The organism is Desulfatibacillum aliphaticivorans DSM 15576, from assembly GCF_000429905.1.
Lineage (GTDB): Bacteria > Desulfobacterota > Desulfobacteria > Desulfobacterales > Desulfatibacillaceae > Desulfatibacillum > Desulfatibacillum aliphaticivorans.
In genome coordinates, this window is record NZ_AUCT01000006.1 from 1 (window position 1) to 25,020 (window position 25,020).

22 protein-coding genes, 1 tRNA gene and 1 riboswitch are annotated in these 25,020 nt (G+C 52.4%); of the genes, 7 read left to right on the top strand and 16 right to left on the bottom strand.

Going from position 1 to position 25,020, the window contains the following annotated elements; genetic code table 11:
- The coding region (locus tag G491_RS29670) for an Ig-like domain-containing protein (RefSeq protein ID WP_035218002.1) at positions 1 to 2,870 on the top strand (2,870 nt) is incomplete at its 5' end.
- Positions 2,871 to 3,243: 373 nt separating this feature from the next.
- Entirely contained in the window at positions 3,244 to 4,251 is a 1,008-nt protein-coding gene (locus G491_RS0106240) for a transposase (protein WP_028313959.1), read from the top strand.
- 232 nt (positions 4,252 to 4,483) lie between these two features.
- Here the strand turns inward: G491_RS0106240 and G491_RS0106245 are convergent, their stop codons facing one another.
- Together G491_RS0106245 and G491_RS0106250 are read right to left on the bottom strand one after the other, a co-directional pair.
- Positions 4,484 to 5,053: a GrpB family protein gene (locus G491_RS0106245; RefSeq protein WP_028313960.1), complete on the bottom strand. Its 570-nt coding sequence runs from the start codon at positions 5,051 to 5,053 to the stop codon at positions 4,484 to 4,486.
- A 237-nt stretch (positions 5,054 to 5,290) separates the two neighbouring features.
- Positions 5,291 to 5,917 (bottom strand): TetR-like C-terminal domain-containing protein, encoded by a 627-nt coding sequence (locus G491_RS0106250; protein WP_084511354.1) that lies wholly within the window; start codon positions 5,915 to 5,917, stop codon positions 5,291 to 5,293.
- Positions 5,918 to 6,102: 185 nt separating this feature from the next.
- Between G491_RS0106250 and G491_RS0106255 the strand changes: the two genes are divergently transcribed.
- Both G491_RS0106255 and G491_RS0106260 read left to right on the top strand, forming a co-directional pair.
- A complete protein-coding gene (locus G491_RS0106255; RefSeq protein WP_157468036.1) occupies positions 6,103 to 7,074 on the top strand; it encodes a YheT family hydrolase in 972 nt (323 codons plus the stop codon).
- A gap of 483 nt (positions 7,075 to 7,557) precedes the next feature.
- Entirely contained in the window at positions 7,558 to 8,094 is a 537-nt protein-coding gene (locus G491_RS0106260) for a UpxY family transcription antiterminator (RefSeq protein ID WP_012609571.1), read from the top strand.
- Positions 8,095 to 8,181: 87 nt separating this feature from the next.
- Here G491_RS0106260 and G491_RS0106265 read toward each other — a convergent pair whose 3' ends face one another.
- From G491_RS0106265 to G491_RS0106310, 10 genes are all read right to left on the bottom strand, one after another.
- Positions 8,182 to 9,729: a tetratricopeptide repeat protein gene (locus tag G491_RS0106265; protein WP_028313963.1), complete on the bottom strand. Its 1,548-nt coding sequence runs from the start codon at positions 9,727 to 9,729 to the stop codon at positions 8,182 to 8,184.
- 38 nt (positions 9,730 to 9,767) lie between these two features.
- Positions 9,768 to 11,006 carry a DUF4388 domain-containing protein gene (locus G491_RS33470; RefSeq protein WP_051327070.1) on the bottom strand — a complete coding sequence of 413 codons (1,239 nt, stop codon included), beginning with the start codon at positions 11,004 to 11,006 and terminating at the stop codon, positions 9,768 to 9,770.
- A 39-nt stretch (positions 11,007 to 11,045) separates the two neighbouring features.
- Entirely contained in the window at positions 11,046 to 12,533 is a 1,488-nt protein-coding gene (locus G491_RS0106275; RefSeq protein WP_012609574.1) for a GumC family protein, read from the bottom strand.
- Positions 12,534 to 12,573: 40 nt separating this feature from the next.
- Positions 12,574 to 13,440 carry an SLBB domain-containing protein gene (locus G491_RS0106280; RefSeq protein ID WP_035218051.1) on the bottom strand — a complete coding sequence of 289 codons (867 nt, stop codon included), beginning with the start codon at positions 13,438 to 13,440 and terminating at the stop codon, positions 12,574 to 12,576.
- 124 nt (positions 13,441 to 13,564) lie between these two features.
- Entirely contained in the window at positions 13,565 to 14,788 is a 1,224-nt protein-coding gene (locus G491_RS0106285; RefSeq protein WP_012609576.1) for an outer membrane beta-barrel protein, read from the bottom strand.
- Positions 14,789 to 14,838: 50 nt separating this feature from the next.
- Positions 14,839 to 15,438, bottom strand: a complete 600-nt coding sequence (locus G491_RS0106290) for a hypothetical protein (protein ID WP_028313964.1) — start codon at positions 15,436 to 15,438, stop codon at positions 14,839 to 14,841.
- A 174-nt stretch (positions 15,439 to 15,612) separates the two neighbouring features.
- Positions 15,613 to 16,332: a tyrosine-protein phosphatase gene (locus G491_RS29680; protein ID WP_051327071.1), complete on the bottom strand. Its 720-nt coding sequence runs from the start codon at positions 16,330 to 16,332 to the stop codon at positions 15,613 to 15,615.
- Complete coding sequence (locus tag G491_RS0106300; protein WP_028313965.1) at positions 16,325 to 16,906, bottom strand: hypothetical protein; 582 nt, start codon at positions 16,904 to 16,906, stop codon at positions 16,325 to 16,327. The genes G491_RS29680 and G491_RS0106300 overlap by 8 nt, the downstream gene beginning before the upstream one ends.
- An 18-nt stretch (positions 16,907 to 16,924) precedes the next feature.
- Positions 16,925 to 17,488 carry a HAMP domain-containing protein gene (locus G491_RS0106305; RefSeq protein WP_028313966.1) on the bottom strand — a complete coding sequence of 188 codons (564 nt, stop codon included), beginning with the start codon at positions 17,486 to 17,488 and terminating at the stop codon, positions 16,925 to 16,927.
- Between the two features lie 74 nt (positions 17,489 to 17,562).
- The gene (locus G491_RS0106310) at positions 17,563 to 18,141 is read right to left on the bottom strand and encodes a hypothetical protein (protein WP_028313967.1); all 579 of its coding nucleotides are present in this window, start codon (positions 18,139 to 18,141) and stop codon (positions 17,563 to 17,565) included.
- 70 nt (positions 18,142 to 18,211) lie between these two features.
- Here G491_RS0106310 and G491_RS0106315 point away from each other — a divergent pair, with 70 nt between their 5' ends.
- Entirely contained in the window at positions 18,212 to 18,823 is a 612-nt protein-coding gene (locus tag G491_RS0106315; protein ID WP_169829398.1) for a hypothetical protein, read from the top strand.
- 22 nt (positions 18,824 to 18,845) lie between these two features.
- On the opposite strand, the gene G491_RS29685 is transcribed toward G491_RS0106315, so the two are convergent.
- From G491_RS29685 to G491_RS0106340, 4 genes are all read right to left on the bottom strand, one after another.
- Positions 18,846 to 19,334: a response regulator gene (locus G491_RS29685; protein WP_051327072.1), complete on the bottom strand. Its 489-nt coding sequence runs from the start codon at positions 19,332 to 19,334 to the stop codon at positions 18,846 to 18,848.
- Positions 19,335 to 19,483: 149 nt separating this feature from the next.
- Positions 19,484 to 19,966, bottom strand: a complete 483-nt coding sequence (locus G491_RS0106325) for a response regulator (protein WP_028313969.1) — start codon at positions 19,964 to 19,966, stop codon at positions 19,484 to 19,486.
- Positions 19,967 to 19,976: 10 nt separating this feature from the next.
- Positions 19,977 to 20,456 carry a polysaccharide biosynthesis protein gene (locus G491_RS0106330; protein ID WP_028313970.1) on the bottom strand — a complete coding sequence of 160 codons (480 nt, stop codon included), beginning with the start codon at positions 20,454 to 20,456 and terminating at the stop codon, positions 19,977 to 19,979.
- Between the two features lie 1,273 nt (positions 20,457 to 21,729).
- A tRNA-Thr gene (locus tag G491_RS0106340) sits at positions 21,730 to 21,805 on the bottom strand.
- A 403-nt stretch (positions 21,806 to 22,208) separates the two neighbouring features.
- Between G491_RS0106340 and G491_RS0106345 the strand changes: the two genes are divergently transcribed.
- Positions 22,209 to 22,841: a cysteine hydrolase family protein gene (locus G491_RS0106345; RefSeq protein ID WP_028313972.1), complete on the top strand. Its 633-nt coding sequence runs from the start codon at positions 22,209 to 22,211 to the stop codon at positions 22,839 to 22,841.
- Positions 22,842 to 23,250: 409 nt separating this feature from the next.
- Positions 23,251 to 23,446, top strand: a riboswitch (cobalamin riboswitch).
- A 181-nt stretch (positions 23,447 to 23,627) separates the two neighbouring features.
- On the top strand, positions 23,628 to 24,944 hold the full coding sequence (gene thiC / locus G491_RS0106355; RefSeq protein ID WP_028313973.1) for a phosphomethylpyrimidine synthase ThiC: 1,317 nt from the start codon (positions 23,628 to 23,630) through the stop codon (positions 24,942 to 24,944).
- Positions 24,945 to 25,020: the final 76 nt, after the last annotated feature.

A 25,020-nucleotide genomic window follows, 5' to 3' on the forward strand; every position in this document is an offset into this window, starting at 1 on the left:
CTTTAGAGATTGCCTCCCCCTTGGACGGCAGCATCCAAGACGGCGCTTTCGCAATATCCGCGACAGCCTCAGACTCTGGAACTGGCGTGGATTACGTGGAATATCGTGTAGACGGAGGCGCTTGGACAAGTCTGCCTCTGGCTGACGCCAGCGCGAGGCTGTACTCCCTGACCTGGGACCCGGCGGATTCGGAGCAGGGCGCCCATGTCATTGAATACAGGGGCTATGACCTGGCTGGCAACGAGTCTGACATTGCGTCCGTATCCATTCAAATCATCCTGTATCCTCCGTTTGACCTGCTGACCGGAGCTCTAACCCTGGCCTCCGACAGCGTGGATAAGGGGGCGGATCAATCCTGCGAGCTTACGGTGAACAACCCCGGATGCCTGAGCGCTGAAGGCGTCATTGTCAGGGTGTTGGTGCGCGATCCTGGCACGCTGGAAATCCAGGATTCCCAGGAGCTGACAAGAGATTTTGATTCTATGGCTGCATGGAGCGGGAAGTTCCAGTTCGACACCACCGATTACTTGGCGCAAGTCTACGAAGCCGTGCTGGAGATAGAAGAGGCGGACAGCGGAAGCATAAGGGTTCTGGACGCAGCCGGGTTTGAAGTGCTTCCGGCGATTACCGTAGAAAAGATTGTATCAGGCGGCGCAGTCAACCTTTTGGTTTGGGTAAATGATGTTTGCCAGTCCCCATTACAGAAATGTGAAGGCGGAGGAGGCAATCCTTATGACGACTGCGTGCGCACGGATCTGTTGGAGTCCATCCTGCAGGAGTCCGGTGTAAGTTATGATATGGTGTATACCCGTTCCGAGTTCGAGGAGGAATTGAGAAATCCCGTATACACAGACATCATGATCCTGGGGGATGCTGAGCCTATCAGCTTCCTGGCAGGTTCTGAGTTGCGGGAAAGGATTAATTCCGGAACTGGAGTCATCTCCTCCAAATGGAATAAACATTACCTCTCCCTTGGGCCTCAATGCTGGGACGGCGGCTCCATATTCGGTGTTTACTGGAACGGCAATATTGACGCCGACGAAGTGCAAACCGTGGCCAGCCCCATTACGGAGGAGGGCGTGCTCCCTATTTACGGCGACTCAGAGAAGCTCGTGGAATCCTCTTCCGCCACAGTGGCGGGATGGATAGAGAAGACCTACAACTCGCATTGGTGGTGGTTCGGCGGCTTCCAGTATACGGCTTCTTACCCCGCTATTGTCCTCAATGAGTACGGCCAGGGCAAGACGGTCTATTTCGCCTTTGATTTGGGCCTGAGCGTCCGTGAAAATAATTATGAACAAATGAAGGCTCTTATCAGCAATTCCATCCAATACATCCATAGCGCTGGAACATTGTCAGAAGTCATCCCCAATCAATCAGTCGACGTGGAATTGAGGCTGGAAAAAGAGGGGGCCGAAACCCAGGTTACGGTTTCCGAAGAATTTCCGGATGGAGCCAGCATCATTGACCTGGAAAGCGGTCAGAGAATAACCCAAAGCCCATGGACCTTTGAAGTTACCGTGGGTTCCAGCAGTCCGGCAGTCGCCCGCTATGTCTATATTGCACCGCAGGCAGAAGGGGATTACACCTTCCTCACAAAAGTCTATATGGGCCGGGGAACGGATTCCGACCCCGTTGAAACGATTTCAACAGTTGTTGCTGTGGAAAAGGATTTCCATGCCATGGCAACCGACATTTTGGACGCATTGAACTCTCTGTCTGTTTCCTGGCATGACGAAAGCAGGGTGCGAGGAGCTGTTAGCCTGATTGAAATGTACCGAAATCGTACAGTCGCAGTGAAAGAGGATATCTTATATAATCTAAGAGACCTTTCTCTCGCAGCCGGATTGATTATGCTGGTGGATGGCGACGATGCTTCGCAAATCCGTCTGGATATTGACGGCTTATTGAGGAGCGAAGAAGGGCGGTACTACTTTTTTGTTCCTACCGGAGACTATGTTTTCGGAATCCTGACAGCCCCGGAAACCGCAGATGTGGGGGACTCCGTTGAGTTTTCCTATGAAATAGCCAATGCAGGGGATCAGGACATATCAAATGCAACTTTAACTTTGGCCTTGGCTGCATCCAAATGGGAGAAGCATTGTCTTTCCACCGTAATCGACCTTCCCGCATCGAGTGCAGTTTCAGGCGTCCTTATGGCCGATACTGCAAACTGGAACCCGGGAAATTACGAAACCGTCATGACAATTCGGGCTGACCTGATTCCTGAGTCAAAAGAACTTGCCTCGATTGCGTTCACCTTGGAATTGGCGGCCAGACCTCCGGTATCCGATCCGGGAGGCCCCTATTTAGCCGTGGTGGGTGAATCTGTCTTTGTTAATGGTGGAGCATCCTACGACCCGGATCAAGGGACTTCCCAGGACGGAGAGCCTCCCTATGATTATATTACAGCTTATGACTGGGAAGTGGACATGGTTGAGCCTTATGATTTTGGCGAGGACAATGGCGAGACGGCGACGTTGCTGGGGTATGTTGCTGCCGGGGAATATCAGATAGCTTTGAAAGTGACGGATAACACATCCTTGGCCTTTCCTGACGACGGCGAAAACCTGACGCACTGGGACATTGGAACGGTTACGGTCTATCCCAAAGGCGTGGACTCTTTTTGGGGGCAATACCGCAGAGGGGGTGTCGAATTGGATTGGACTCGAAGCGGCTCCAGCTATTATGAAATTTTGCGTTCCGATAAAGGGCCGAATCATGGATTCGAAATGCTAAGCTGGGCTTATGGCACATGGTATAAGGACTATTGGGCTGCTAAAAATAAGGACTACTGGTATCGGATTCGTACGCAGCAGGGAGGGCAGGCTCTTCTTTCTGAACCGGTCCATGTTCAAACGGGTTGGTAAACCTTAAAGCGCCCAAGGCGAAATCTGAGGATTGCTTAATAAACCTGCTTTGAAATTGTGCCTAAATTGTGCCCGCCAGGCTCAAAAAAAGTCAAAAGTTGCCTGACGCCTCCAAAAGGGCGGAGTCAGGAGGGTAATGATATCAACTGGTTAAAATTACAAAGATTTTCATGTTTTTCCTCGTGAGGGCTGCAAATCCGTTATTCTCCGGTTCAAATCCGGATGCCGCCTCCAAAAGATATTTTAAGGGGTTGTCCTTAACCGGGCAGCCCCTTTTTTTATTTTTTGCCGCCATTCTCCCCCTTTTAGGGGACGTCCCTTAATAAATTAATAACTTGACGGCGAAGCCAGGAAAGTGTAGCAGATGAGCATCATGCCACGTAAATCCCGAATAGACGCGCCCGGTTTGTTGCATCATGTGATGATCCGGGGTATAGAGCGGAAACCCATCTTCGCCGACGACCAGGACCGGGACGCCCTTATGGATCGCCTCGCCCTGGTTCTGCCTGAAACCCAGACCGCCTGTTACGCTTGGGTATTCATGGAGAACCACGCCCATTTTTTGTTCCGCAGCTCGCCCGCGGGAATCTCCCATATTATGCGCCGCCTGATGACCGGGTACGCCGGATATTTCAATCGCAGGCACGTTCGCCATGGCCCTTTGTTCCAAAACCGTTTCAAATCCGTGCTCTGCCAGGAAAACGCCTATTTCAAGGAGTTGGTTCGGTACATCCACTTGAATCCCGTGCGCGCGGGAGTAGCATCGGACCTTAAAGAGCTTGCAGGCCACCGGTATTGCGGGCATAGGGTCCTCTTGGGAAAAAGCCCATGCCCCTGGCAGGATACGGAGTTTGTTTTGGCGGACTTTGGCAACTCTTTGGGCGCTTCCCGCAGGCGCTACGCCGATTTTGTAAAAGTCGGGCTAAACATGGGCAGGCGGGACGACCTGACCGGCGGAGGACTTGTGCGGAGCCTGGGAGGGTGGGAGGCCGTGAAAGCGACGTTTCCCTCCAAGGAGTCCCGCCAGAAAAGCGATCAACGAATTTTGGGGGACGGGGATTTTGTGCAGTCGATCCTGAACCAGGCCAAGGAAAATCTTTCCGGCAAATACCTTCTGGCAGCCAAAGGCATTGACAGGAAAAAGGCGTTGAAAAAGGCCTCGGCTCTTTTTGGCGTCGCGCCGGCGTGGATTCTTACCAAATCGCGACAGCAGCCATTGGCTGACGCCCGCAGTCTTTATTGCTATTGGGCGGCGAGAAAACTTGGGATTTCCCAGGCTGAACTGTCCCGTGAACTGGCCATGACCAGTGGAGGAGTAACCCACGCCGTAAATCGCGGTCGTAGAATAGCCATGGAAAATAGGTACGTAGTGGACGATTGAGTTTTGATAATCATCCTCGAAATTGGCGCTTAGTACTTTATTAAGGGACGTCCCCACAAATTACTTTATTAAGGGACGTCCCCACAAATTATGGATGTAAGGGTTTGAATATGCAGTAGTTTTGCCAAAATTATTACTGGGTTTGGCGGAGGCTGTTTTAGTCCCATGAAACAAGGGCATTTTAGCCCAGGCTAATGAAGTTCCAGCTCCTGAAGGACCTCTCCCCGAGGCCTCAAGCAAAGAATGCGCGGGCTTTTTCCATGATTTCAGCGATGAATTCGCCTTTGGCGCGGGTGTAGGCGATGCGGTCGGTGGGGTGGGCGTGGGCCAGCTCTTGCTTTAAGGCGGCGTATTCCCGGGCGGCCTCCGGAAACTGAATCAGATAATCCCTGAAAAGCAAGCGCTCCCACAATCTGGAATCCGCCTCCACCATATGGATGTGATGGGTGCGCTCTCCAGCCTCATTCCTTTTAATGAACCAGTGGTACATAGGCGGCTTGTCAAACTCCGGCCTCCAAAAATAATCGTAGCCCAAAGATCTCAGGATTGGTACGATCTCCCGGGCTGCGTCCTCGTCGCTGGAGATTTCAACCAGCATGTCGATGATGGGCTTGGCGGTCAACTCGGGTACGGCCGTGCCGCCGAAATGCTCCACACGGCGAATCAGAGGGGCTGGAAAGCGGTTTTGGAGAAACTCCGCTTCTCGCCGGAATATTTCAGGCCACGCCGGATTATGGGGGACCATGTCGATTTTTTCCGCCACGGCCTCTTTGATGCGCTGTTCCAAGCTTTTTAGGGCCATTATGTTCCTTTCAGGAGTACATTTATGTATTAAATGGAAAAATCGACTTATAAAAAAGACATTTTTGCATTTAGAGCCTTTAATTAATGAGCAGCGTCTCAGCCCATGCAGGCTAACCAAGTAGTAATACGATAAAACTATTTTTTTCAAGGCCTGGACGTAAAAAACGCCGGACCGGTCCGGCGTTGCGTGGGAGGCAAGTAAAGTAAATCAGCAGGTAATGAGGGCTCCCAAGGATCAGATGGAGGTCAGGGAGTCGAGAATTCCTTCCAGCAGGTCCGTGGGTTGGGCTTCCAATTCCTGCAGGGTGCGGTTATTGATCAAGGATATGTATCCGTGCAAAAGCATCCAGCCGCGGATAACCCGTTCCCAGATGCCGGCGTCCGTGGCGTTGGGCGTTTCGCTCAAAACCTCGCGCACCGCCGTCTCCACATTCATCAGCACTTGCAGGGCCGCCATTTTTTCCGCCAGGGCGGCGGGCTCCATGGGCGTCTCTTTGTAATCCGCGTATTTAGGGCCCTGGCGATTGAACATGACCTCGTAATAGGCCGAGTTTTCCAGGCCGAAGGAAACGTAGACCACGGCCATTCTGCGGATTTTTTCCAGGGGGGAAATATTCTGGGCGGAAACCTGGGAGAACAGGTCCCCTAAAAGTTCAAATCCACGTTTTTGTATTTCCAGGTATATTTCGTCTTTATTATTGAACTGGGCGAGGATTTCCTCTTCCGTCATATCCAGGGCCGAAGCCAGCTTATCGATGCTGAGCCCGGGGAAAGCCCCTTTGAACATGATCTGAACCGCCTCGCTCAGTATGCGCCCTCTAACTATCTGCGCTTCGTCTTCATTCAACAATGCTGCGTTCATAGCTGCGTCCTTTTTTTAGCCTCTCGCCTTGCTTAAGGTAAGAATCGCCGCCCTTGTATGTCAAGGCGGGCTTGCATTTTCACCCGGACAGGGCTAATGTCTTGATCAAAAATCGAACAAACGCTCCTTTTTCTCGCGGCGGGGATCATTCCATCGCCGCCTCTTTCTTGTGCAAAGGATGTACCATGAACGACCTGTTCTTACCGATTCGCCCCTTGCGGGGGGCTTATTTACAAACCCTGATGGCAAGCAGCCGGTACAGGGCTTTGGGGAAAAAACCCATGGTTTCCGCCTCCCGGGAGGCGATTCTCCATTGCGAGGACCGGGTGAGGCTCCAGGGCTTTTACTCGCCCCAGGCGGATGGGGATTCCAAGGGCCTGGTGATTATGCTGCACGGCTGGGAAGGAAGCGCGAACTCGTCCTACATTCTTAGTTCGGGGCGGCGTCTATACAATTTGGGCTATGACGTTTTCCGGCTGAACTTCCGGGATCACGGAGAGTCCCACCATCTCAACAGAGGCATTTTTCTGTCCATCCTGCTGGACGAGGTCTTCCAGGGAGTGCATCAGGCCGCGGGATTTAGCGGCGGCAAGCCGGTGTTTCTGGTGGGGTTTTCCCTGGGCGGCAACTTCGCCCTGCGCATTGCCGCCAAAGAATCGGGCCATCGCATCCCCAACCTCAAGCAGGTTGCGGCCGTAAGTCCTGTGATCTCGCCCAATCGCGCATGCGACGCCATTGACGCCGATCCTCTGATCCAATGGTATTTCATGCGCAAATGGAAAAAGTCCCTTGCCATCAAAAACAAGCTCTTCCCCAGCCTGGGCCTGGAAAAGGTCCTGGCCGAAACCAATCTTCGGGATATGACCCAGGCATTGCTGGACATCTATGAGGCGGGCTACAAAAAGGCCCACGATTACTTTGACGCATACGCGGTGAACAACGGCTGGCTCAAGGACGTTATCATCCCCACTCTTATTGTAACAGCCGAAGACGACCCGGTGATCCCCGTGCAGGACTTTTTCGGCCTGGAAACAAGCGCGGCCTGCCGGATGATCATCCATCAATACGGCGGCCACAACGCCTTCATCGAAACATTCACCCGCACATCCTGGGTGGACCATAAGCTGCAGGAGGTCTTTGCATCCCATCTAAACTAAACGGGGCGTGCAAGTAAGGACGGGCTTGACTCCCCCATAAGGCGGCCAATGGCATAAAAGATATGCACTACTATATGCGGCTTGCGGGCCCGCATGGACGGACTGACGGGATCATGCCGCCCCCGTAAGCATAAAAGGCCCCCACAAGATCCAAATAAACGCCCATTAATAACCATAATAGACCGAAAATTATAGAAACAAACCATAAGGAATAAGACATAACCTATATGCCTGTAAAATCGCTATTATGGGCAAATTGCCTCTCCAATTGTTAGAAAACGATAAAAGATTTTAATAACTAATACTATCTAAACATTAATTCCTTATTGTTAATTTTACAGTTTACATATCAAAAGTGTGAAATATGTTATATTTAATTGGTATTATTTAATATTTTCACGAACGTTTAATATTGACACTTTATGCGCGGCTTGCTACAGATAAGAAAGATTCAAATGATTTCTGAAATAGAGGCTTTTTACTGTGAATGCGACCCCCAATCTAAACACCAAACAATGGTATGCTCTTTATACCAAGAGCCGCCACGAGGCGTGTGTAAACAACTACTTGGCTGCAAGATCCATCGAGTCTTTTTATCCGCAAATGCGGATTCTTAGCCGCCGTAAAGATCGCAGAAAGATGATAGACGTTCCTATGTTTCCGGGCTATCTATTCGTCAGAGCCGCTTTAAGGTCCCGGCAACATCTCAGCATTCTCAAAGCCCCTGGCGCCGTCACTCTCATTGGGAACACCCGTGGGGCCATCGCCATTCCCGAGGACACCATCAGTTCTCTGAGGATAGTCTCCCAAAAGGAAGCGCTGGAAACCGGCCCCTGTTATCACGCCGGAGATCTGGTCCTGATCGTTTCCGGGCCTTTCGCCGGGGTGACGGGCGTTTTCATGCGGAACAAGGGCGGAGGCAAAATCCTGGTTAACATAGACGCCCTGGGGCAGTCCGTGGCCGTGGAGATGGGCGGCGCCGACGTTCAGTTGATGCAGTCGTACCGCAAAGCCGGATAGCCGGCTTTTCAGGCATAAAAAATACAAAAGCCGGAAGAGACCTTTTCACGTCTTTTCCGGCTTTTTTATTTTTTGAATCAGGCCTTGTTAAGGGGCTCCGTCGGCCAGTTTTTGATAGGTTGGGTTATTGGGCTCCAATTGCAAGGATTTTTGAAAATATTCCCTGGCCAAATCCTGCAAGCCCAGCTTTTCGGCCGACCTGCCCGCCTGGGCGTAAAAGGAGGCCCTTTCCGGCATTAGTTCAATCGCCTTCCGCCAATCTTCAAGCGCATTTTTGTAGTCGCCCAGCCTCCATAGCACGTAGGCCCTGTGGTTATGCAGCCAGGGGGACGGCTTGTCCACCGTGGAAATCGCCAGCGAAGCCTGCTTTTCCGACCTTTCGTACTTCTTCAGCCTGCTGAGAACCTGCGAGAACAGAAGGTGGTAGCGGCTGTTATCCGGCTCCAGGACCGTGGCTTTTTGAATGCTAAGCTCCATGGCCGGCCAATCCTTGTTTTTATCGGCGATCCTCGCCAGCCAATAAAAAGCCTCGGCGTTTTCCTCCTTATAAGCCGCCTCCTCAAATATCCCCTGGGCGTCTTCAAGGTCTTCCTGCTCAAAATAGGCCCTGCCGATAAGGATTTTCAGACGCGAAGAGACAAAAAAATCCTCGACGACCTTTTTGTAAAACGCTGCGAAAAACGCCAACTGCTTTTCCCGCCGATAGATATGGAAAATCCGCTCCACGTCCTTTTCCAGATATTCGGAGCGGGAAAGCCCGTAAAGAAATTCCTCCGAGGCTTTTTCCGGCTGATTGTTTTTTAGCATCAGGCTTCCCAAATGGATATAATTCCAGCCTGTGTTTTCAAAACTCAAGTAATTGAGGGACTGCTTATAATAGTTAATGGCCTGGGCGTAATCCCCTTCCCGTTCAAACAGGGAAGCCATGGCCTGATGGGCCTGTCTGGGCAGAATGCTTTGGTCGATGGCTTCGGCCAGGCCCGCCTTAATCTGAGGCTCCAACTCCGGGGTCCAGTAGTTCTCCTTGGTCAAGTGATAAACCGAAGGAGGATAAATTCGGGCGATATGTTTGACTACCTGGCTCAACTCCTGGTCCTGCCCGCAGTAAGCCAGACATCTGGCCAAATGCATATTGTATGTTATGCCATTGGGCCGCAAAGACACGGTTTTCCGAAAAGAATCCAAATACGAGCAACTCTTCCCCTTTTCAGGATGCAACTCCTCCACCAGGGCCTGAGCTCTTCCCAGGCCGAACCAGCAGGCCGCGTCCAGAGGGTTTTCCTCCACGGCGGTTTCAAAAACGCTAAGCGCCAAGGCTGCTCGCTCCTGCTTGGGTTTTATGGATATTGTGGCGAAAGAGGCGTCCAGGCAGGCGTTGCCGTAGGCTGCCAGAATTTTGGCGTTATGGGGATCATGATGATAAGCCTTTTCGATTGCCTGAAGGGCCAGGCCGTAGTGGCCGGCCTTTGTTTGATTTTTCGCCTTTTCAAAATAAACCTGCGCCGTCAGTTTATGCCCGAGGATATAAGTTCCTCCAACAAAAACCACAAGCACCGCGACCGCTGCAAGAAGTCTGGTCGAAAAAAAAGCCCCATGAGGGGCTTTTGAAAAATCATGATTATGGGGCCTCGCCACTGGAATCCTTTCCCGGCGCCGGTTTGAATCGAACGGCGTTAGGTTCCGTAATAGCTGGAGTAATACTTTTCGTAATACTTATAATAACCCTCGCGATGCACGTCAACCTGGTTGAGGACGGCTCCCACCACATTGGCCCTGGCGTTCTTAAGCTGATCCACCGCCTTCCTGACCAGGTCCCTGTTAACGCCTCCGGCCTTCACCACAAAAACCACTCCGTCCACATGGGGCGCCAGGGTGAGGGCGTCGCTGGCCGGCAGGATGGGGGGAGAGTCCAGGATAACCACGTCAAAAAGATCCTTAAAGCGGGAAAGCAAAAACAGCATCCTCTTGGAGCCCAGCAGTTCCGATGGATTTGGCGGCAGCACGCCTGAAGGAAGCAGGAATAAACCGGGCTGCGGCGTCTTGAGCATGGCGGCTTTAATGCCTGCGTTGATGTATGGCAGCGGCTCTTCATCGGCGGCCGCCCGCTCATAAATCTCCGCAAGGTTAATGGCGAAAACGGTTTTGGATTCCGCCTTCATGTCCGTAGCCGGTTTAAATTCATATTTTCCGTCGTTCATGTCAAGAGCCAGGCGAAGGTTTTGGGCAAGCTGATTTTTTAACGGGCCGCGCACTTGCTTCTTTTTCAAAAGGCCGGCGTTTACCAGGACCATGGGCAACTTCTGGCCCGTGTCCTTGGCGCGTTTAAGCGCTTGTTGGGCCTGCTGGGAGGTAATCAGGCCAAGTTGCACCAAGTGGCTGGCCAGGCTGCGCTCCTCCGGGCAGTTGACCCACGTGCAGTCCACCATGTCTCCGGCCAGAAAATCCATATTAATTAACTTGTTTTCGGTTTGGGAGGACAGTTGCAGGCGGCCGGTCCTTCGTTGCTGTTGAAGCAGACGAATGAGATCCCCCACGCTAATCTTGCCCAAGCCCCCCTCTGTGACGGGGGTTCCCATGACGCGAGACAACAGGCCGGTCAGCCCTATGACCTCATTATTCACAAGGAGCTTGCTTAAAGAGGGCTTTCTAAGGTCAGCATCGACCATCAACACGCTGCGCCCGGCCTCAGCCAGGTTAAAAGCATAATTGGCCACGGTCAGGGTTTTGCCCTCGGCCTCGCCCGCGCTGGTGACCAACAAACACTTCAGCTCCGATTCCAAAAAGGAAAGGTCTATGTTGGTGCGAAGCGTCCGGTAGGACTCGGCAAAGCGGCTTTTCCCTTTATAATTGGCAAGAAACAGGGAGATTAAATCCTTGGTGCGTTTCTTGGTGCTCAGTTTTTTTGGTTTCATGCAAGTTCCTTTTATAGACTGACTGTCAAGCCGAGGCCGTTACTGTTTCGACTTTTTAGGATCTCCAACAGGCACCACCGTAAGCACGGGAACCTCCAGATAGCGTAAAACCTCATCTTCCGTCCTGAACGTCTGATCCAGGTATTCCTGCAAAAAGGAAAGCCCCAGACCAGCCATGAGGCCCAGCACCACGCTCAACATCATGTTCAGACGCTTTTTGGGACGAATGGGATTTACCGCGCTAAACGCCGGCTCCGCGACGCGGATGTTTGAGGTGTCCACGTCCTCAACAACGTCGGCTTCCTTCAGTTTTTCCAAAAGGGTGTCATAGAGTTTTTGATTGGTGTCCACATTGCGGCGAAGGATGCCGTATTCCAGTTCCTTTTTACTGGTTTCCAGAGCGTCCTTTTCAAAGTCGGAGATATTCTTCTGCAGAGCGTTTTCCTTGGCGATCAAAACGGAGCGCTCAGCCTCCATGCTGGTAAGCTCCTTTTTTATTTCATCGCGGAATTTGAGTTTTGTCTCTTCCAAGGCGGATTTTGCCTGGACGATCTTGGGATGCTTGGACTTGTATGTCTGGGACAACGTGGATAACTCGGTGTCCAAACTAAGCAGCTTGGAATACAGGGTGCTGATGATGGGGCTGTCTATCAGGGAGCGGACTTCCACGCCGCTGTTTCCCGACTGAAGCATTTCCCTCAGCTTGTTTAGTTTGGCGTCCAACTCCTGTCTTTTATTTCTCGTCTCCAGGTATGCAGAGTTGAACTCTTCAATCTTTTGCGTGATGAGGTCAATCTTTCCTTCCACGGAGAAAAGCAGGTGGTTTTGCTTATACTCCACAAAATCCTGCTCCGCCGCCTCAAGATTTTGCTTCATGGCGTAGGATTGATCGGCGATCCAGGCCAAGGTGTTGCGAGACGCCGCCATTCGATTGGCGGTGTTGAATTCGATGTAAGATTCGGCCAGGGTGTTGGCGATGTCGCGAGCCTGCTTGGGGTCCCTGTCTTCCACGCTGATTTTCAGCAGGCGGGTGTCCCGAACCTGCTCAATGGAAATCTTCATTTTAAGAGCTTCGGTAAGCTCAAGGAGGACCTCGTCGGGAGTTTTGGGAGGCTCTTCCTTGGAGAGCAGCAGCTTGATATTGTTTTTCACCTGAGCCAGAATCTGGCGAATCGGGCTGATCTCCATGTCCTTGGAATATTCGGGCCTGTCCAGCTTTAACTTCTTGATGACCTTTTCCAGAACGGGACGCGACTTAATCAGCTTGAAGTGCGTGTTGAAGGTCAGGGTTTGGGAGGCGAAGCTCTCAAAATCCATCCTTTCTCCGGTGAGAGGAGACGCCGTCTGCTCCTGTTCAATAACCAGGGTCGCCGTGGATTGATACACAGGCTCCGTATAAATGGTGAACAGCGCTGTAAGAATGACGACCGCAATCAGAACAAAGAATGTGGTCCATTTATGCTTCAGGATAACGTGATAATAATCAGCAAGGTGGGGTGCAATTTCCTGTTGCTGGGGCGCTTCCATAATTTGCTCCGGTCTGATGAATCAAAAATAATCAAAAAGGTTAGAACCAGGTTTCAGGCACATGAATCCGATCGCCCGGCTCCAGTTCCGGATCGATGATTTTTCCCTTGCGCACGGCCACCAGGTTAATCTTGATAACGCGTTGTTCTCCGTTCTCAACGCGAATAATGGCCGCTTTATCCGGCGCTGCAAACTTGCCGAACCCGCCCGCCATCACACAGGCGTTCAAAGCCGTCAGCCCGGGTTGGTAATCATACACCCCGGGAGAAGCCACCTGTCCGTCCACATAGATTTTACTGGAAGCCAGACTCAGGGATTTCTGAAAGGGGATGTAAACCACGTCCCCCGCCTCCAGGATCACGTCATTGTTCAGGTCTCCCTGGTCGAGAAGGCGCCTTAAGTCGATCTTTTCAGGATCCTTGGCTTTGACCAGAGTGTTCATGTCCGTGTTCGCTTCCACTTCCGTGGCGGCGCTTCGCAGAAGGTAGGCGACGTTGCCTCTTTCGGGAAGAGCGCCTCCCGCCTTGGCGATAAGCTCCATAAGGCTGAGGCGGGAGGTGGACTCATAGCTGCCGGGGTTTTTAACGGCGCCGGAAATGTAGTAGTGGATGCTGTGATACTCCGTAATGACGATATGCACCTGCGGATCCACAAAATAATCTTTTTCCAGAGGAATTCGAATGGACTCCTCAAGTTGGGGCACCGTTCGATCCAAAGCCATGACCTGACCGACCATGGGCACGGAAATCGTTCCCTGAACCGATACGGTCAATTCCATGTCTATCTGCTGCTCGCCGCCGGCGTACACCTTCACACTAAGAACATCCGTGGCGCCTATGCGGTATTCGTCCCGTTGCGCAAAACACGCCCCAGGGAGCCCAAGGCGCAATAATACGCATACCGTCAAGCAAATTGCTACGGTCAAACTACTCAACTTGCATTGTTTATTCATTTTTTATCCGAATTCACCCGGAAGGCCAAAGCCCTCCGGGTGTATTAGGTTGGAAATTAAATGTTTTTAAAATCAATAACTAATTGGCGCGGCGTCCGAATTCCAAAGCAGTATCTATTCTGCCCATCACGTAGGTGTTGTCGTAGCTGTAAGCCGCAACATTGGAATCCCGGTTCTTATATCCCCCCTCGATGGATATGACGATGGGTTCAATGATCTTGTAGCCCAAACGGGCGCCTATCTCATAAGTATCGTCTTCGCGCAACACCAAAACATTGGATGAATTCAAGCCGTACGTGGTTTCGTAATCGCTTTTTCTATAGGACGTCCACACGTCCAGATAGATCTTTTCCAGGAACCGATGGCCTCCAGAAAGAGAAAGCTCGGGGCCTTTGTAATATTCGTTTCCGGACCCGGCGTCGTTGAAGTTGCTGGAAAAAGCCGCCCTGACATAGCTGCGGGGATCGCCGTCGTCCGGAGGATTCTGTCCTTCCAGGGCGACCCTGTAGGTAAAGGTTTCAATATCCTTAATTCCTACGACGTCAAACTCGCGGCTTTGATAGCCTGCGCCGGCCTCCACCTGGAAATAGTGGAACTGCTGCCGGTAGATCAGCTTGCCCTGGTGCGAGGTGTAGTCCGAGGTTAACATATCATAGTCCCGGGCCCATATCTGGTATTCCAGGTCCAGCGACGACTTGGAGTTCAGGTTGTATATGATGTCGAAGATGCCCCTGTTTTCCTGGTTGTCTTCACCGTTTGGATCGTCATAATTAGTCAAGGTGTTCCTATAGGTCGCCTGGCCTGAAAACCGATCGGTGAAACTGTAAAGCACGCGGGGGGAAAAGGTGTTGATATAGTACTTGTCCTTGCCCGTCTCGTTGCTGTACTGGTCCAGCTTGTCAGGGTCCCTGGTCAGGCTGTAAGTCTCGCTCAGAGCAAGCTCCAGGCGCTCATTAGGCTGGGTCATGGCGTTCAACGCCAAGTCGTGCCCCACGTAATCCGCCTTGCTGGCCTTGATCTGGCCGGGCTTCAGGTCGTCCGCATCATCGTAAAAAGTCGGGCTGGCCGTATAGTCGAAACTGATCATGCTTTTGGCCGTGGAAAACTGCACGTTGATCCCGGGCTCCACCAGATAGGTATGGACCCCGGCGGAATTGTTGGCGGAGTTATAATAGTTGCTGTCGTAGCGATACCCCAGCCCCAGCTTAGGAGTAATCAGCAAAGCCGGCCCAGCCCAGACAAACGCAGTCAAAACAAACGTAATCAAAATTGTGAGGCCAGTTATTGCACGAATCTTTCCCATGAGGAAGAACTCCTTTAAGTAAAACCTGCATTTCAAAAGCACTAATAAGCCTATTGCGCCCCTGTCGGAGAAGCGGGATTGTTGTCATTGAATCCGCTTCCTCCTCCGCCTCCCCCGCCGCCGCTGCCGGCAACTGCTCCAGGGGCTAAAGACGTGGGAGCCGCAGGCGTGGCCGGCGTTGAGGGCGCAGAAGGAGGCTGATAAGCCAGGGCTTGCTCCTGGGCTGCCGCTAAATCCGCACCCGCAGCAATTAACGAATCCATGGGCGTAGAGAGGCTGGCTTGCGCCGCTGCAGCCTGACTTATTATGTTATCCGCACCAATGGCGTTGGCTGCGCTGGCAATGCTGTCCAGGACGCCCTGCATCACGACATAGGCGTTTAAAATAGCCTGTGCTTCATCAGGGGCGGCTCCCTCGGCAGCTGCCGCAAGAGCGTCCAAGGCCTCCTCCGCCGCAGACATGGCGTTCTCAAGAGCAATGGGGTCCCCTGACTCCTGCGCTGCTTGCGCAGCATTGAAACTGCTATCCACAAGTGCATCAACGTTGCCCGCCGCATAGGCGCTTGTGCACCATAAAAAGGCCGCAACGGCCATCAGAAGAACCATTGCCGGTCCGGTTTTAGCAAGGCGGGGCTTAACAACACCTTTCATATCACACCTCCTGTACACCACGGAATTACAAGCGCAGCTTGTCCTTCCTCAAAAAGTATACTGAGAAATAACAGACTATTAGTGGATACCGGCCTGTTTATGAATAATTCTCAGCAAAAATACATATCACAGTGGATACCAAAAAAAAAGTAATTAATTAATACCCTAGCGTACTTAATTTTCCCCGGCGCCAATTATTAACGAGGGGTTAGTGCTTAGAATGTGATGGGCATCTCTTTCGTCCATCATCCCCCCTAGTATTTTGCAGGCTTTGGACAATCCCGGCCTTCTATTCGCCAAATCATGAGCGTCTGAGGCCAGCAAATGAATCAGCCCCAGGCTGTTAAGCTCCTGACAACACTTTTTCGCCCGGCGGCCCAGGCTGCCTTCCAGGCTTTGCGCCGTCACCTGGCATAAAGCGCCTGCATTTACTATATCCTCCATAATCGAAGGCTTTTGCTGGACAAGGGGCAGTCGTTCTCCATGGGCGATGACGGGCGTCAAACCCATGACGTTCAGGCGATTAATAAAGGCGATCACGCCCTGGAGAAGAAAAGGATGCGGCAATTCCAATAAAAGATACCGGCCTTTATCAGCGAAGGATAAGACGTCTCCGGATTCAATCTCCTTTAACAATTCGCTGCAAAGATGCGCCTCGCACCCGGGAAGCACCTTTAAAGGAATGTTTTCCTTGACCAGAGCTTCGCTGAATACGCGATGGGCTTCCAGGATACGCTCCCGCGGGTTGTGGTAGGATCCGTTCAGCGTGTGAGGGGTGGCGACCATGACCGTCACGCCGTCATCCACGGCCGCCCGGGCCATCTCCAGAGCCATTTTTAACGTGGTCGGACCGTCGTCCAATCCGGGAAGAATGTGCGAATGTAAATCAATCATCAAAAAGGTGGGCTTCTACGTACACGGACCAGACTTCCGCGCTGACTCGAGGCGGGCTAAAGACCAAAAAATGCTCGGACACGGCATGGCCCATTTCATGGGCGAGAATGCCCACGCGAACGTCTTTACAGTTAATGAAAATGGTGGAGCCTATGTGCAAGTACCAGGAGCGTATGTGGCACGGGGCCTTAAAAAGCCTGTGATATTCCGCGGCAAGATGTTTTTTGTCGTGCAGCAGGAGGATGCGGACTTTGCCCATTTGGGGGTGCATGTCCAGAATTTCCTGCACCCGCTCGAACAGGGCGTCCACTTTGTTGGCCAAGCCGTCCTCCATGCTTGTGGATGGTTTGGCCTGAAGAACTCTTTTGGCGCTCCAACGCCCGGGGCCGTAGTCTATGGAGGCGTTGAACCTGCGCAAATCCTCCCGGGAAAGATACTGAATCCGGGTGTACTGGGTTTCCAGTGTGCTCCAATCGTCGCTTTGCGCCGCCAGAGCGGGGCTGGCAAGCCCCAAAACCTGGACAACCGCCCAGACAAAACAAGCGATTTTCGGGCAGGATATCTTCCACCCCATAAGCGTTTATTCCCGACATTACAACTGAAAATGGGCATCAATCCTCTTCTTGACATCCTCTATATTCTCAGCCCATTTCCCGGTTGCGTCTTCATGTTCCATTCGCCGGGCCATTTGGTCCAGCGAGTCGCGAATGTCGGAAACTTTGGTATGCAATTGTCCTGCCATTGAGTTGATGCTTTGCGCCAAAGCCTCCACCTGGTCCTTGTTGCGCAAAATGACCTCTGTTTTAAGATTTCCCCCGCCGATTTTTTCCAACTCCTTTTCCAGGCGGAATAAAGGCCCGGCGATTTTGTGGGAAATCAACAAGGTAAGCACCAAAACCGCCAGAGCCGATATGCCCAGGGTGATTAAATTGGTCATGATCACGGCGGGAAGTATGGCCTGGGACGTGCTTTTTATCACCAGCCTGGAGTTGGAAAAATCGGAGGTAAGCGTATCTCCGCTAAAATAAAAAATAAGCAAAGTTGAGGCTACGGCGCCCAGCAAGACCACCAGGCAGAACTTCAGAATAAACGCGCCCTGAAAATCCCGTTTGACAAAATACTGCCTGCGGCGGGGCATGATGGCCTTTTCCGACATTGTCCCCTCCTCCATTTCAGGTTTCGAATCCATAGTTAGTAAAGAGCCCCCATAACGCAATTTATGTCGCCGGATCAGGCCCCGCTTTGCCCGAACAGGGACTTCTCCGAAATCTCCACATCACTGCCGGCTTCCAGGCCCTTGATCCATTCGGAAAGAAGGCGAGTCTTTTTTTCTTCCATCACCCTGTCAAAAAGTTCATCCCGCATGTCTTCAAAGGCGGGCAGGTACGGATCGTTCTGCTTTTGCTTCCGGTAAAGATCCAGCACTTCCTCCTGGGTCACCAGGGTGTTTGCTTCAATCTCCCGGGCTTTCATGTCCATCAAATCCCGAATCAGAGTGGATTCCCAAAAGCGCTGAACCGAAAGCACAAAACCGGGCCTTGAATCCAACTCAAGGCGCTTGGCTTCCTGGATAAGCACCTGCCGGGCGACCAGATCCCCCAAAAACTGCTTCTGGGCGTCCAAAGTGAGTTTGTAATGCTCATCCAGCCGCATTTCCTGGGCCAGCAAATCCCGAAACTCCTTTTGGCATAAGCAGTAATCATTAACGCGAAGCACAACCGGACCCTGATCAGGCTGTTCTTCGGATGCGCAGGAAACGACATAGATGCACACCGCTGCAGTGATGAGGCACAGTAGAACTTTTTTCATGAAATCCCGCTCCTTCGCCTAAAGCATTCGCCTTGGCCTCCCGATAGTCAAACAGGAGGATCAAGCATTGTTGGGATTTGTGACAAAAATGTTCAGTTTTACTGCTTACAAAAAATTGACTGTCTTAGGGACTTTCATCGGGGTCTTGATTTTTTACGGCGGCGCCGCCGCCGCCCCCCAGGGAGATTGGAGAACCCTGGAAACGAAATACATGGTGGTCTATTATCAAAATCCCGACGATTTGAGATTATTGGGCTCTCGCGTCAAGTACGATACAGGAGGATGGACTCTGTTCAACAGAAGCATCTCCTGGGGCTCTTCCGACAACATTTCCAAAAAGGTGGACAGTCTGTTCGACCGGGTCCAAATCCTCTTGGACATGAAAAAAAGAACCCCCAAAATCGTCCTGTATCTTTTTCCCGACGACGTCCAGTTCAGAATCGCTTATGAAAACGCATTGAACGAACGCCCCTCAGGAGGAGTCAACGCGCGGTATATCCCCCAGGACAAAGCCGTGTACGCCGTGCCGTCAGAGATTGACGAAGCCTCCCTGGCCCGGGAAATGGCCCACGCTGTGGCCAATCACTATCTGATTATTAAACCGTCCCGCAAGGCGACGGACATCCTGGCGAAATACGTGGGCAAGCATCTTATGGATCCGAACGCCCCCCAGACCTACTAAAGGTCCGGCGCTCGCCTTACAATCACTTTATAAAAAACTTGTACAAAAAGTAGCCTAAAGCGATCCAAATAGGAATGCAAATGGCCAGGCCCCAGGCAAGGCCCCGAAAAATGCTGAATCGCTTTTCCAGGTCTTTCCGGCCGAAGGCCCGGCGAATGATCGCCTCCAGTTCAGCCAGTTTAAAAGGCTTGGGAATAAAATCAAAGGCCCCTAGCTTGATGGCCTGGACCGCAGTTTCTATGGTGCCGTATCCGGTGACCATCAGGATGGTGGCTTTGGAGTCCTGGGCCAGAATGCCTTCCAGCACATCCATGCCGTCCAAACCGGGCATGGAGAGGTCCGTGATCACCAAGGCGTACTCGCCCTTGGAATACGCTTCCATGCCTTGGGCGCCGTCATACACGGCCTGGGCGGAGTATCCCAGGTCGTCAAGCTGCTCCACAAGAGTATCGGCGAAATCCTTATTGTCATCGATAACGAGGATTCTTTCAGCAAATTCAGGCTGCCCCAATATTCGCGCCCTCCAAATGTAAATCATGCCGAAAGAATACCATTGTTTTCCGGTTCATGGCAACATGGGTCTTGATCTGGAAACCGTCCCTTCGGCGGCCGACATAAAGCCGCGAGAAAATGCGCCGCCCGACGCGGGCGCGTTCCGGCTTAGACCGTCAAGTATGCCAAAACCATGCCAATCCCAACCCAGGCGGGAGTGGACAAGACCAGCCCCAAGGCCGCCTTTTTGCACCGCCGGGTTTTCTGGGCCAAGGCTCTTTCCGTCAGAGCCCTTTCCACGGTGACTTCCAGCCTGCTTTTTTCACACTGCCGCGGCAGATAGTCATAAGCTCCTTTGGAAAGGCATTTCAGGGCCTCATCCCGGCATTCCTGGTCGCAGGTCACCAGCATGGCGGGCTTACGGCGGCTGAAGCGCAGGCCTGCCATGCCTTTGGGGCCTCCCCAGTCGGGCATTTCCGAGCAGGCGATGACCACGGCGTACTCGCTTCTTTCCAGGGCGGCCCGGGCTTCGTCGCAGGAACCGGCTATGTCGGTCCTGTAACCGAGCTGGCCCAGCCTGCCGGCCAGGAGATGGGAGCACTCGCCGTCCTTTTCCATGACCAAAATTTTTGCGGCGTCTTGATTAACCATTGTTTCATCCTCATGGGGCTGTTTGGCAGCCTATTTGAAATCCTTGGATTTCAGGTGAATACTCAGGCGCCATCTCCTTAAATAGCTGCTTGATAGTCAGGCCGTCCCCGGCCATGGCAGCCTCCACCAAGGCGTCCATCGAGGCGTTCAAGCCCTCGATTGCCTTGTGATGGTCTGTGTTGGGCGCCATGATGTCCTCGTGCTGAGTCTGCACGACGTCTTCCCCAGCGGTGATAAGCGCATTGTATAATTTTTCCCCCGGGCGCAGGCCGATATACTTGATCTCGATATCCACGCCGGGTTTATGGGCGGAAAAAAGCCGGTTCATCAATTCCCGGTTTTGAACGGCGCAAAGAAGATCTTCCGTCTCCAGATGTGGGTGCATTTCCCTGATTTGCAAGTTAATGTCATACATGGCTGCCATGAGCCGTTTGTTCGGCCCGTATCCTCCAATCTGCTTGCACAATTCCGAGCCGATGGAGCCAGCCACTCAATAACTGACGCGGACCACCCTATGGCTCCGCCCATAGATAGCGGCGGAAAGACCACCAAGGCGTAAAGGTAGAACCGAGAAACGACTTTAAGTCCTTTGGAAATAGGAAGGGCCATATCCCTTAATACTAAGTGAGGACTGCAGATCTATTGCATCTGTTGTCAAAACTTGCTTTTAGGTATACAGAGAGAGACTGTTGGAGGGGGGAGATGAAAGGCATCTGTTTGATTCAGACGGGAAAGGCGTGTTTGATAGGATTGAACGGACGATATTGCCGGAAGGGCTGCGCGAATCGCTTTTAGCAAATGCCCGTTTTTGTTTGTGGGGAGAATATAAGGTTGATATTCAATTATCTAACAAAAGCGCTGCGATGGATCTTGCCGATTTTGCCTCGCGGGTATAGCTCCGCCCTCTCGATTACATCTTCCGTATAGGACAGAGGGCAAATCGATGTACAATTCCCAATTGGGGAACCTATTTGAACCATTGTAATGGTTGGTGGATATAGCTTGGCAGCCCTTTATTGTCAAGCCATAATGCGAAAGCGACTATGATATCCCACACATCAAAAAATCCATTTTTTCTTGCGTGAAATCCGCTTAAAATTTTTCGGCGCCAGGATTGATCCATCCTGAAAATGCGGGGTTTAATCATTTTTAATACAAAATTATTCATAATGAAATGTCTCTTTGGAGTATTTCATTTTTGTGAACACTGTTAAATGGAAATTTATCTGGTGCATTTATAAATACATCATTAAATCAAATTTTGTGATAATAATACACAAATACAGGGGGTTGCATTCTCTCTGATTCATTCGCAAATAGTTCAAAAAAAATTCAAAATTGAATTCGAACAACGATTTTTAAAATCAATAGGGCCCTGGGGATGGAAGCAAAAACGGCCCCCTTCTTTTTCCTGCCATGGTTAGCGCCCTCAAGAAACACTTGGATGTGATCGGCATGGTCAGGAAAACGCCCAATGGTAAATAGGGATTTGATGGGGAAAGCCTGCGCCTCAAGAACATCTGCAAGAAGCTGAAAAAACGTCCGGGAAGGGCGAAAACCCTGGCCAGCGCCCAGGCGGCCTTGAAAAACGTACCATCGAACCTTCTAAAACCTGTTAATGCGTGCTTCCAGAAAATGGCGGGCATCTGCTGTATGCATTTTGCATGCAAAACGGGATTGAAAACGGCTGAGATGGGTAAAAACGCCCCATAAAAAACAAAACGGGAAATCAGTGTAAGTACCTGATTTCCCGTATGTTTTTCTGGAGCCGACAAGCGGACTCGAACCGCTGACCTGCTGATTACGAATCAGCTGCTCTACCAGCTGAGCTACGTCGGCGCGATGTTGGAAAAGGCATGTATCACGGGGCTTTGTCAGGCGTCAAGCCGAAAGTGTTAAAAAGGCGTAAAATTCAAAGGCAAGCCGCACATTATAGAAGGAAAAGTGGGGGGGGCAAGCAAGGCTTGCCGGACGCCGGTTTTGACTGATTTCAATATACATTTCAGGCCGCCCTCGTCGGCTCACGTTCCTGTCGTTGCATGCCAGGGCTGGCGGGAAGCGCTGATGGCCCCAGGCGTTGCATGCGCCTGCGGGGGAGAGTTCGTTCCATTCGCCCGGCCTCTTTGGTTTTACGCAACAATAAATTGCCAGGACAGGGCGGGGCGGGCTAAAATCCGCGTATATGGCAGTGCCTTTTCGAAGCATTCATTACTCCGTGTACACGTCCATCAAGGAGGAGACCATGCAGAGATTTTTATCCTACGCCCTGATATTTCTGTTTCTTTTCACCGGCCTGGCCCAGGCGGAATCCATAGACGCCCTGTGGGGCGAGGTTAAGCCGCCTCCTGCGCCCAAATTAATGCAGGTCGCGCCCAATCCGGGGACCACGGCCCTTTTGATCCTGGATATCGAGGAGCTTACCTGCAACGCCGAACGCCGTCCCCGTTGTCTGGAGACCGTGCCCCGCATCGCCGCCCTGATCGACAAGGCTCGCGCCGTTGGAATGCCTGTGGTGTACAGCCTCACGCCCCGGGGGACTCCCGAGACCATACTGCCCCCGGTAAAACCCCTGCCGGGAGAGCCCATTGTCAGTTCCAGCGTAGACAAGTTCTGGAACACGGACCTTGAAAAAATCCTCAAGGAAAAAGGCGTGGATACAGTCATCGTCACTGGGACCGCGGCTCACGGAGCGGTTTTGCACACGGCCACGGCGGCCGGATTTCGCAAGTTAAAAATAATCCTTCCGGTGGATTGTCTGTCCTCCGCAGACCTGTATATCGAGCAGGCTTCGGTGCATCTTTTGTTGACCGGGCCGGGAACCCGGAGGGCGATTACCCTGACCCGGAGCGATTTGATCCGTTTTTCCGAAAAATAGAAGTTAAATGAAATGGGCGAGGGGCCTCGCAACGAACGAAGCAAGGAGACCGGGTGACTACCACTGCGCGGGGACCGCGCGACTACGAAAAAACGCATTCAACAATGCCCGCCTGCCGCCGGATATGCCAAATTTTAACAAGCGTTCCCGGTCGCGCCTTTTGGTCTAACGAATCCAGTCAGCAAACGGCGCTTCCTGGGCCGCCCACAAGCAGAGCAAGCCCTGCGCCCTACCGAAAAGATGTTTTGCTTTTATTGAAATTTTTTCCTGCCGGAAAAATGATTTGTTTAACTATTTAAAATTAAAGGTTAAAATTGAATAAATTTTGGTCTTGAAAACCGTTCGGGATCATGTCCTTTGGAAAATTCCCGCTTGACAGCCTTGTTTTTTCGGTGCTACCACCACCCAAAATTCGGAGCGGACGCAAGGTGATCCTCCCAGGAGGATTGAAAAGGGAAGCCGGCGAAAATCCGGCGCGGTCCCGCCGCTGTGAACGGGGACGAAACCCGCAATATGTCACTGGGCTGAAGTTTTAGCGGCCCGGGAAGGCGCGGGGATTAGGATGATCCGTGAGCCAGAAGACCTGCCCGGCGTCTATGAAACGAACTTGGAGTTATGGCAACGCCCCAAGCTGATGATCTTTGTCGGCTGGGGCTTTTTTTATCTCAAAAGCGGATAAATCCCCGGCATCCTGCGGCGCTTTTTTGTAAGAAGTTTCGCCGGGTGATGTGCGGGAGCTCTCGCCCCTTGCCGACATCCTGCCAGTCAGGGAAAGGATGTAGGACAATGGAAAAAACTCAGGTTCAATGGGCTGTCGAGGGGCGGGTAACCCCTGTGATGGAAGAAATCGCGGCCAAGGAGGGCGTTGCCGCCTCGGAAATCCGCGAGCATTTCGCCCAAGGGCGGATCGTCTGCCCCCAAAACGCCAACAGGCCGTGCCGGAATGTGGGCATCGGCATGGGCCTTTCCACCAAGATTAACGCCTCCATCGGCACTTCCACGGACATCAGCAACATCGATTTTGAAGTGGCCAAGGCCAAAGCGGCCCAGGAAGCCGGCGCCGACACCCTCATGGAGCTTTCCGTGGGCGGAGACCTGGACAAGGTCCGCCGGGAAGTGCTGGCGGCCGTGGACCTGCCCGTGGGCAATGTGCCGTTGTACCAGGCTTTTTGCGAGGCCGCGGAAAAATATGGCGACCCCAACAAGCTGGACTCCGACATGCTTTTCGACATCATCGAGAGGCAGTGCGCGGACGGCATATCCTTCATGGCGGTCCATTGCGGAATCAACCTGTACACCATCGAGCGCCTGGAGAAGCAGGGCTACCGTTACGGCGGCCTGGTGAGCAAGGGCGGCGCCTCCATGGTGGCCTGGATGAAGACCAACAAGCGGGAGAATCCCCTGTACGAGGAGTTTGACCGGGTGGCGGCAATCCTGAAAAAATACGACGTGGTGCTTTCCCTGGGCAACGGGCTTCGGGCGGGCGCTGTGGCCGATTCCTTTGACCGGGCCATGGTCCAGGAGCTTTTGACCAATTGCGAGTTGGCGGAACTGGGCCGTAAAATGGGATGCCAGATGATGGTGGAGGGCCCCGGCCACGTGCCCATGGACGAAATCGAGGCCAACATCATCCTGCAAAAGCGCATGAGCAACAACGCTCCTTACTACATGCTCGGGCCCCTGCCCACGGACGCAGGCGCAGGATACGATCACGTAGTGGCCGCCATCGGCGCTTCCCAGTCAGCTCGCTACGGCGCGGACCTGATTTGCTACATCACCCCGGCCGAACATTTGGCCCTTCCCAACGTGGACGATGTGGTGGAAGGCGTCAAGGTCGCCCGCCTGGCGGCCCATATAGGCGACATGGGCAAGCTGCCGGAAAAAACCCGCATGCGTGACATGGACATGAGCCGCGCCCGCAGGGACATGGATTGGGAAGGCCAGTTCGCTAACGCATTGTTTCCCGAAGACGCCCGCAAAATTCGGGACGACCGTTCTCCCTCCTGCGACGACAAGGTGTGCACCATGTGCGGCGAGTTCTGCGCCAACCGGGCTTCGGGCAAGTTGTTTAACGAGGCCTTGAGCGCGGGCGTCAAAGGATAGTTCTGCTTTCTTGAGCAGTGGCCTGGCCGCCAGGCGGGCGATTAAACGTTATTGCGTTTAATTTTCGGGATAGACT

Excerpts from the sequence above, each read along its gene's own strand:
- G491_RS0106240 (WP_028313959.1), top strand. The coding sequence starts at position 3,244 with ATGCCACGTAAATCCCGAATAGACGCGCCCGGTTTGTTGCATCATGTG.
- G491_RS0106325 (WP_028313969.1), bottom strand. The coding sequence starts at position 19,966 with ATGGTTAATCAAGACGCCGCAAAAATTTTGGTCATGGAAAAGGACGGC.
- G491_RS0106345 (WP_028313972.1), top strand. The coding sequence starts at position 22,209 with ATGCAGAGATTTTTATCCTACGCCCTGATATTTCTGTTTCTTTTCACC.
- G491_RS0106250 (WP_084511354.1), bottom strand. The coding sequence starts at position 5,917 with ATGAACGCAGCATTGTTGAATGAAGACGAAGCGCAGATAGTTAGAGGG.
- thiC (WP_028313973.1), top strand. The coding sequence starts at position 23,628 with ATGGAAAAAACTCAGGTTCAATGGGCTGTCGAGGGGCGGGTAACCCCT.
- G491_RS0106300 (WP_028313965.1), bottom strand. The coding sequence starts at position 16,906 with ATGGGGTGGAAGATATCCTGCCCGAAAATCGCTTGTTTTGTCTGGGCG.
- G491_RS0106305 (WP_028313966.1), bottom strand. The coding sequence starts at position 17,488 with ATGTCGGAAAAGGCCATCATGCCCCGCCGCAGGCAGTATTTTGTCAAA.
- G491_RS0106245 (WP_028313960.1), bottom strand. The coding sequence starts at position 5,053 with ATGGCCCTAAAAAGCTTGGAACAGCGCATCAAAGAGGCCGTGGCGGAA.
- G491_RS29680 (WP_051327071.1), bottom strand. The coding sequence starts at position 16,332 with ATGATTGATTTACATTCGCACATTCTTCCCGGATTGGACGACGGTCCG.
- G491_RS0106275 (WP_012609574.1), bottom strand. The coding sequence starts at position 12,533 with ATGGAAGCGCCCCAGCAACAGGAAATTGCACCCCACCTTGCTGATTAT.
- G491_RS0106285 (WP_012609576.1), bottom strand. The coding sequence starts at position 14,788 with ATGGGAAAGATTCGTGCAATAACTGGCCTCACAATTTTGATTACGTTT.
- G491_RS0106290 (WP_028313964.1), bottom strand. The coding sequence starts at position 15,438 with ATGAAAGGTGTTGTTAAGCCCCGCCTTGCTAAAACCGGACCGGCAATG.
- G491_RS0106255 (WP_157468036.1), top strand. The coding sequence starts at position 6,103 with ATGAACGACCTGTTCTTACCGATTCGCCCCTTGCGGGGGGCTTATTTA.
- G491_RS0106310 (WP_028313967.1), bottom strand. The coding sequence starts at position 18,141 with ATGAAAAAAGTTCTACTGTGCCTCATCACTGCAGCGGTGTGCATCTAT.
- G491_RS33470 (WP_051327070.1), bottom strand. The coding sequence starts at position 11,006 with ATGAAACCAAAAAAACTGAGCACCAAGAAACGCACCAAGGATTTAATC.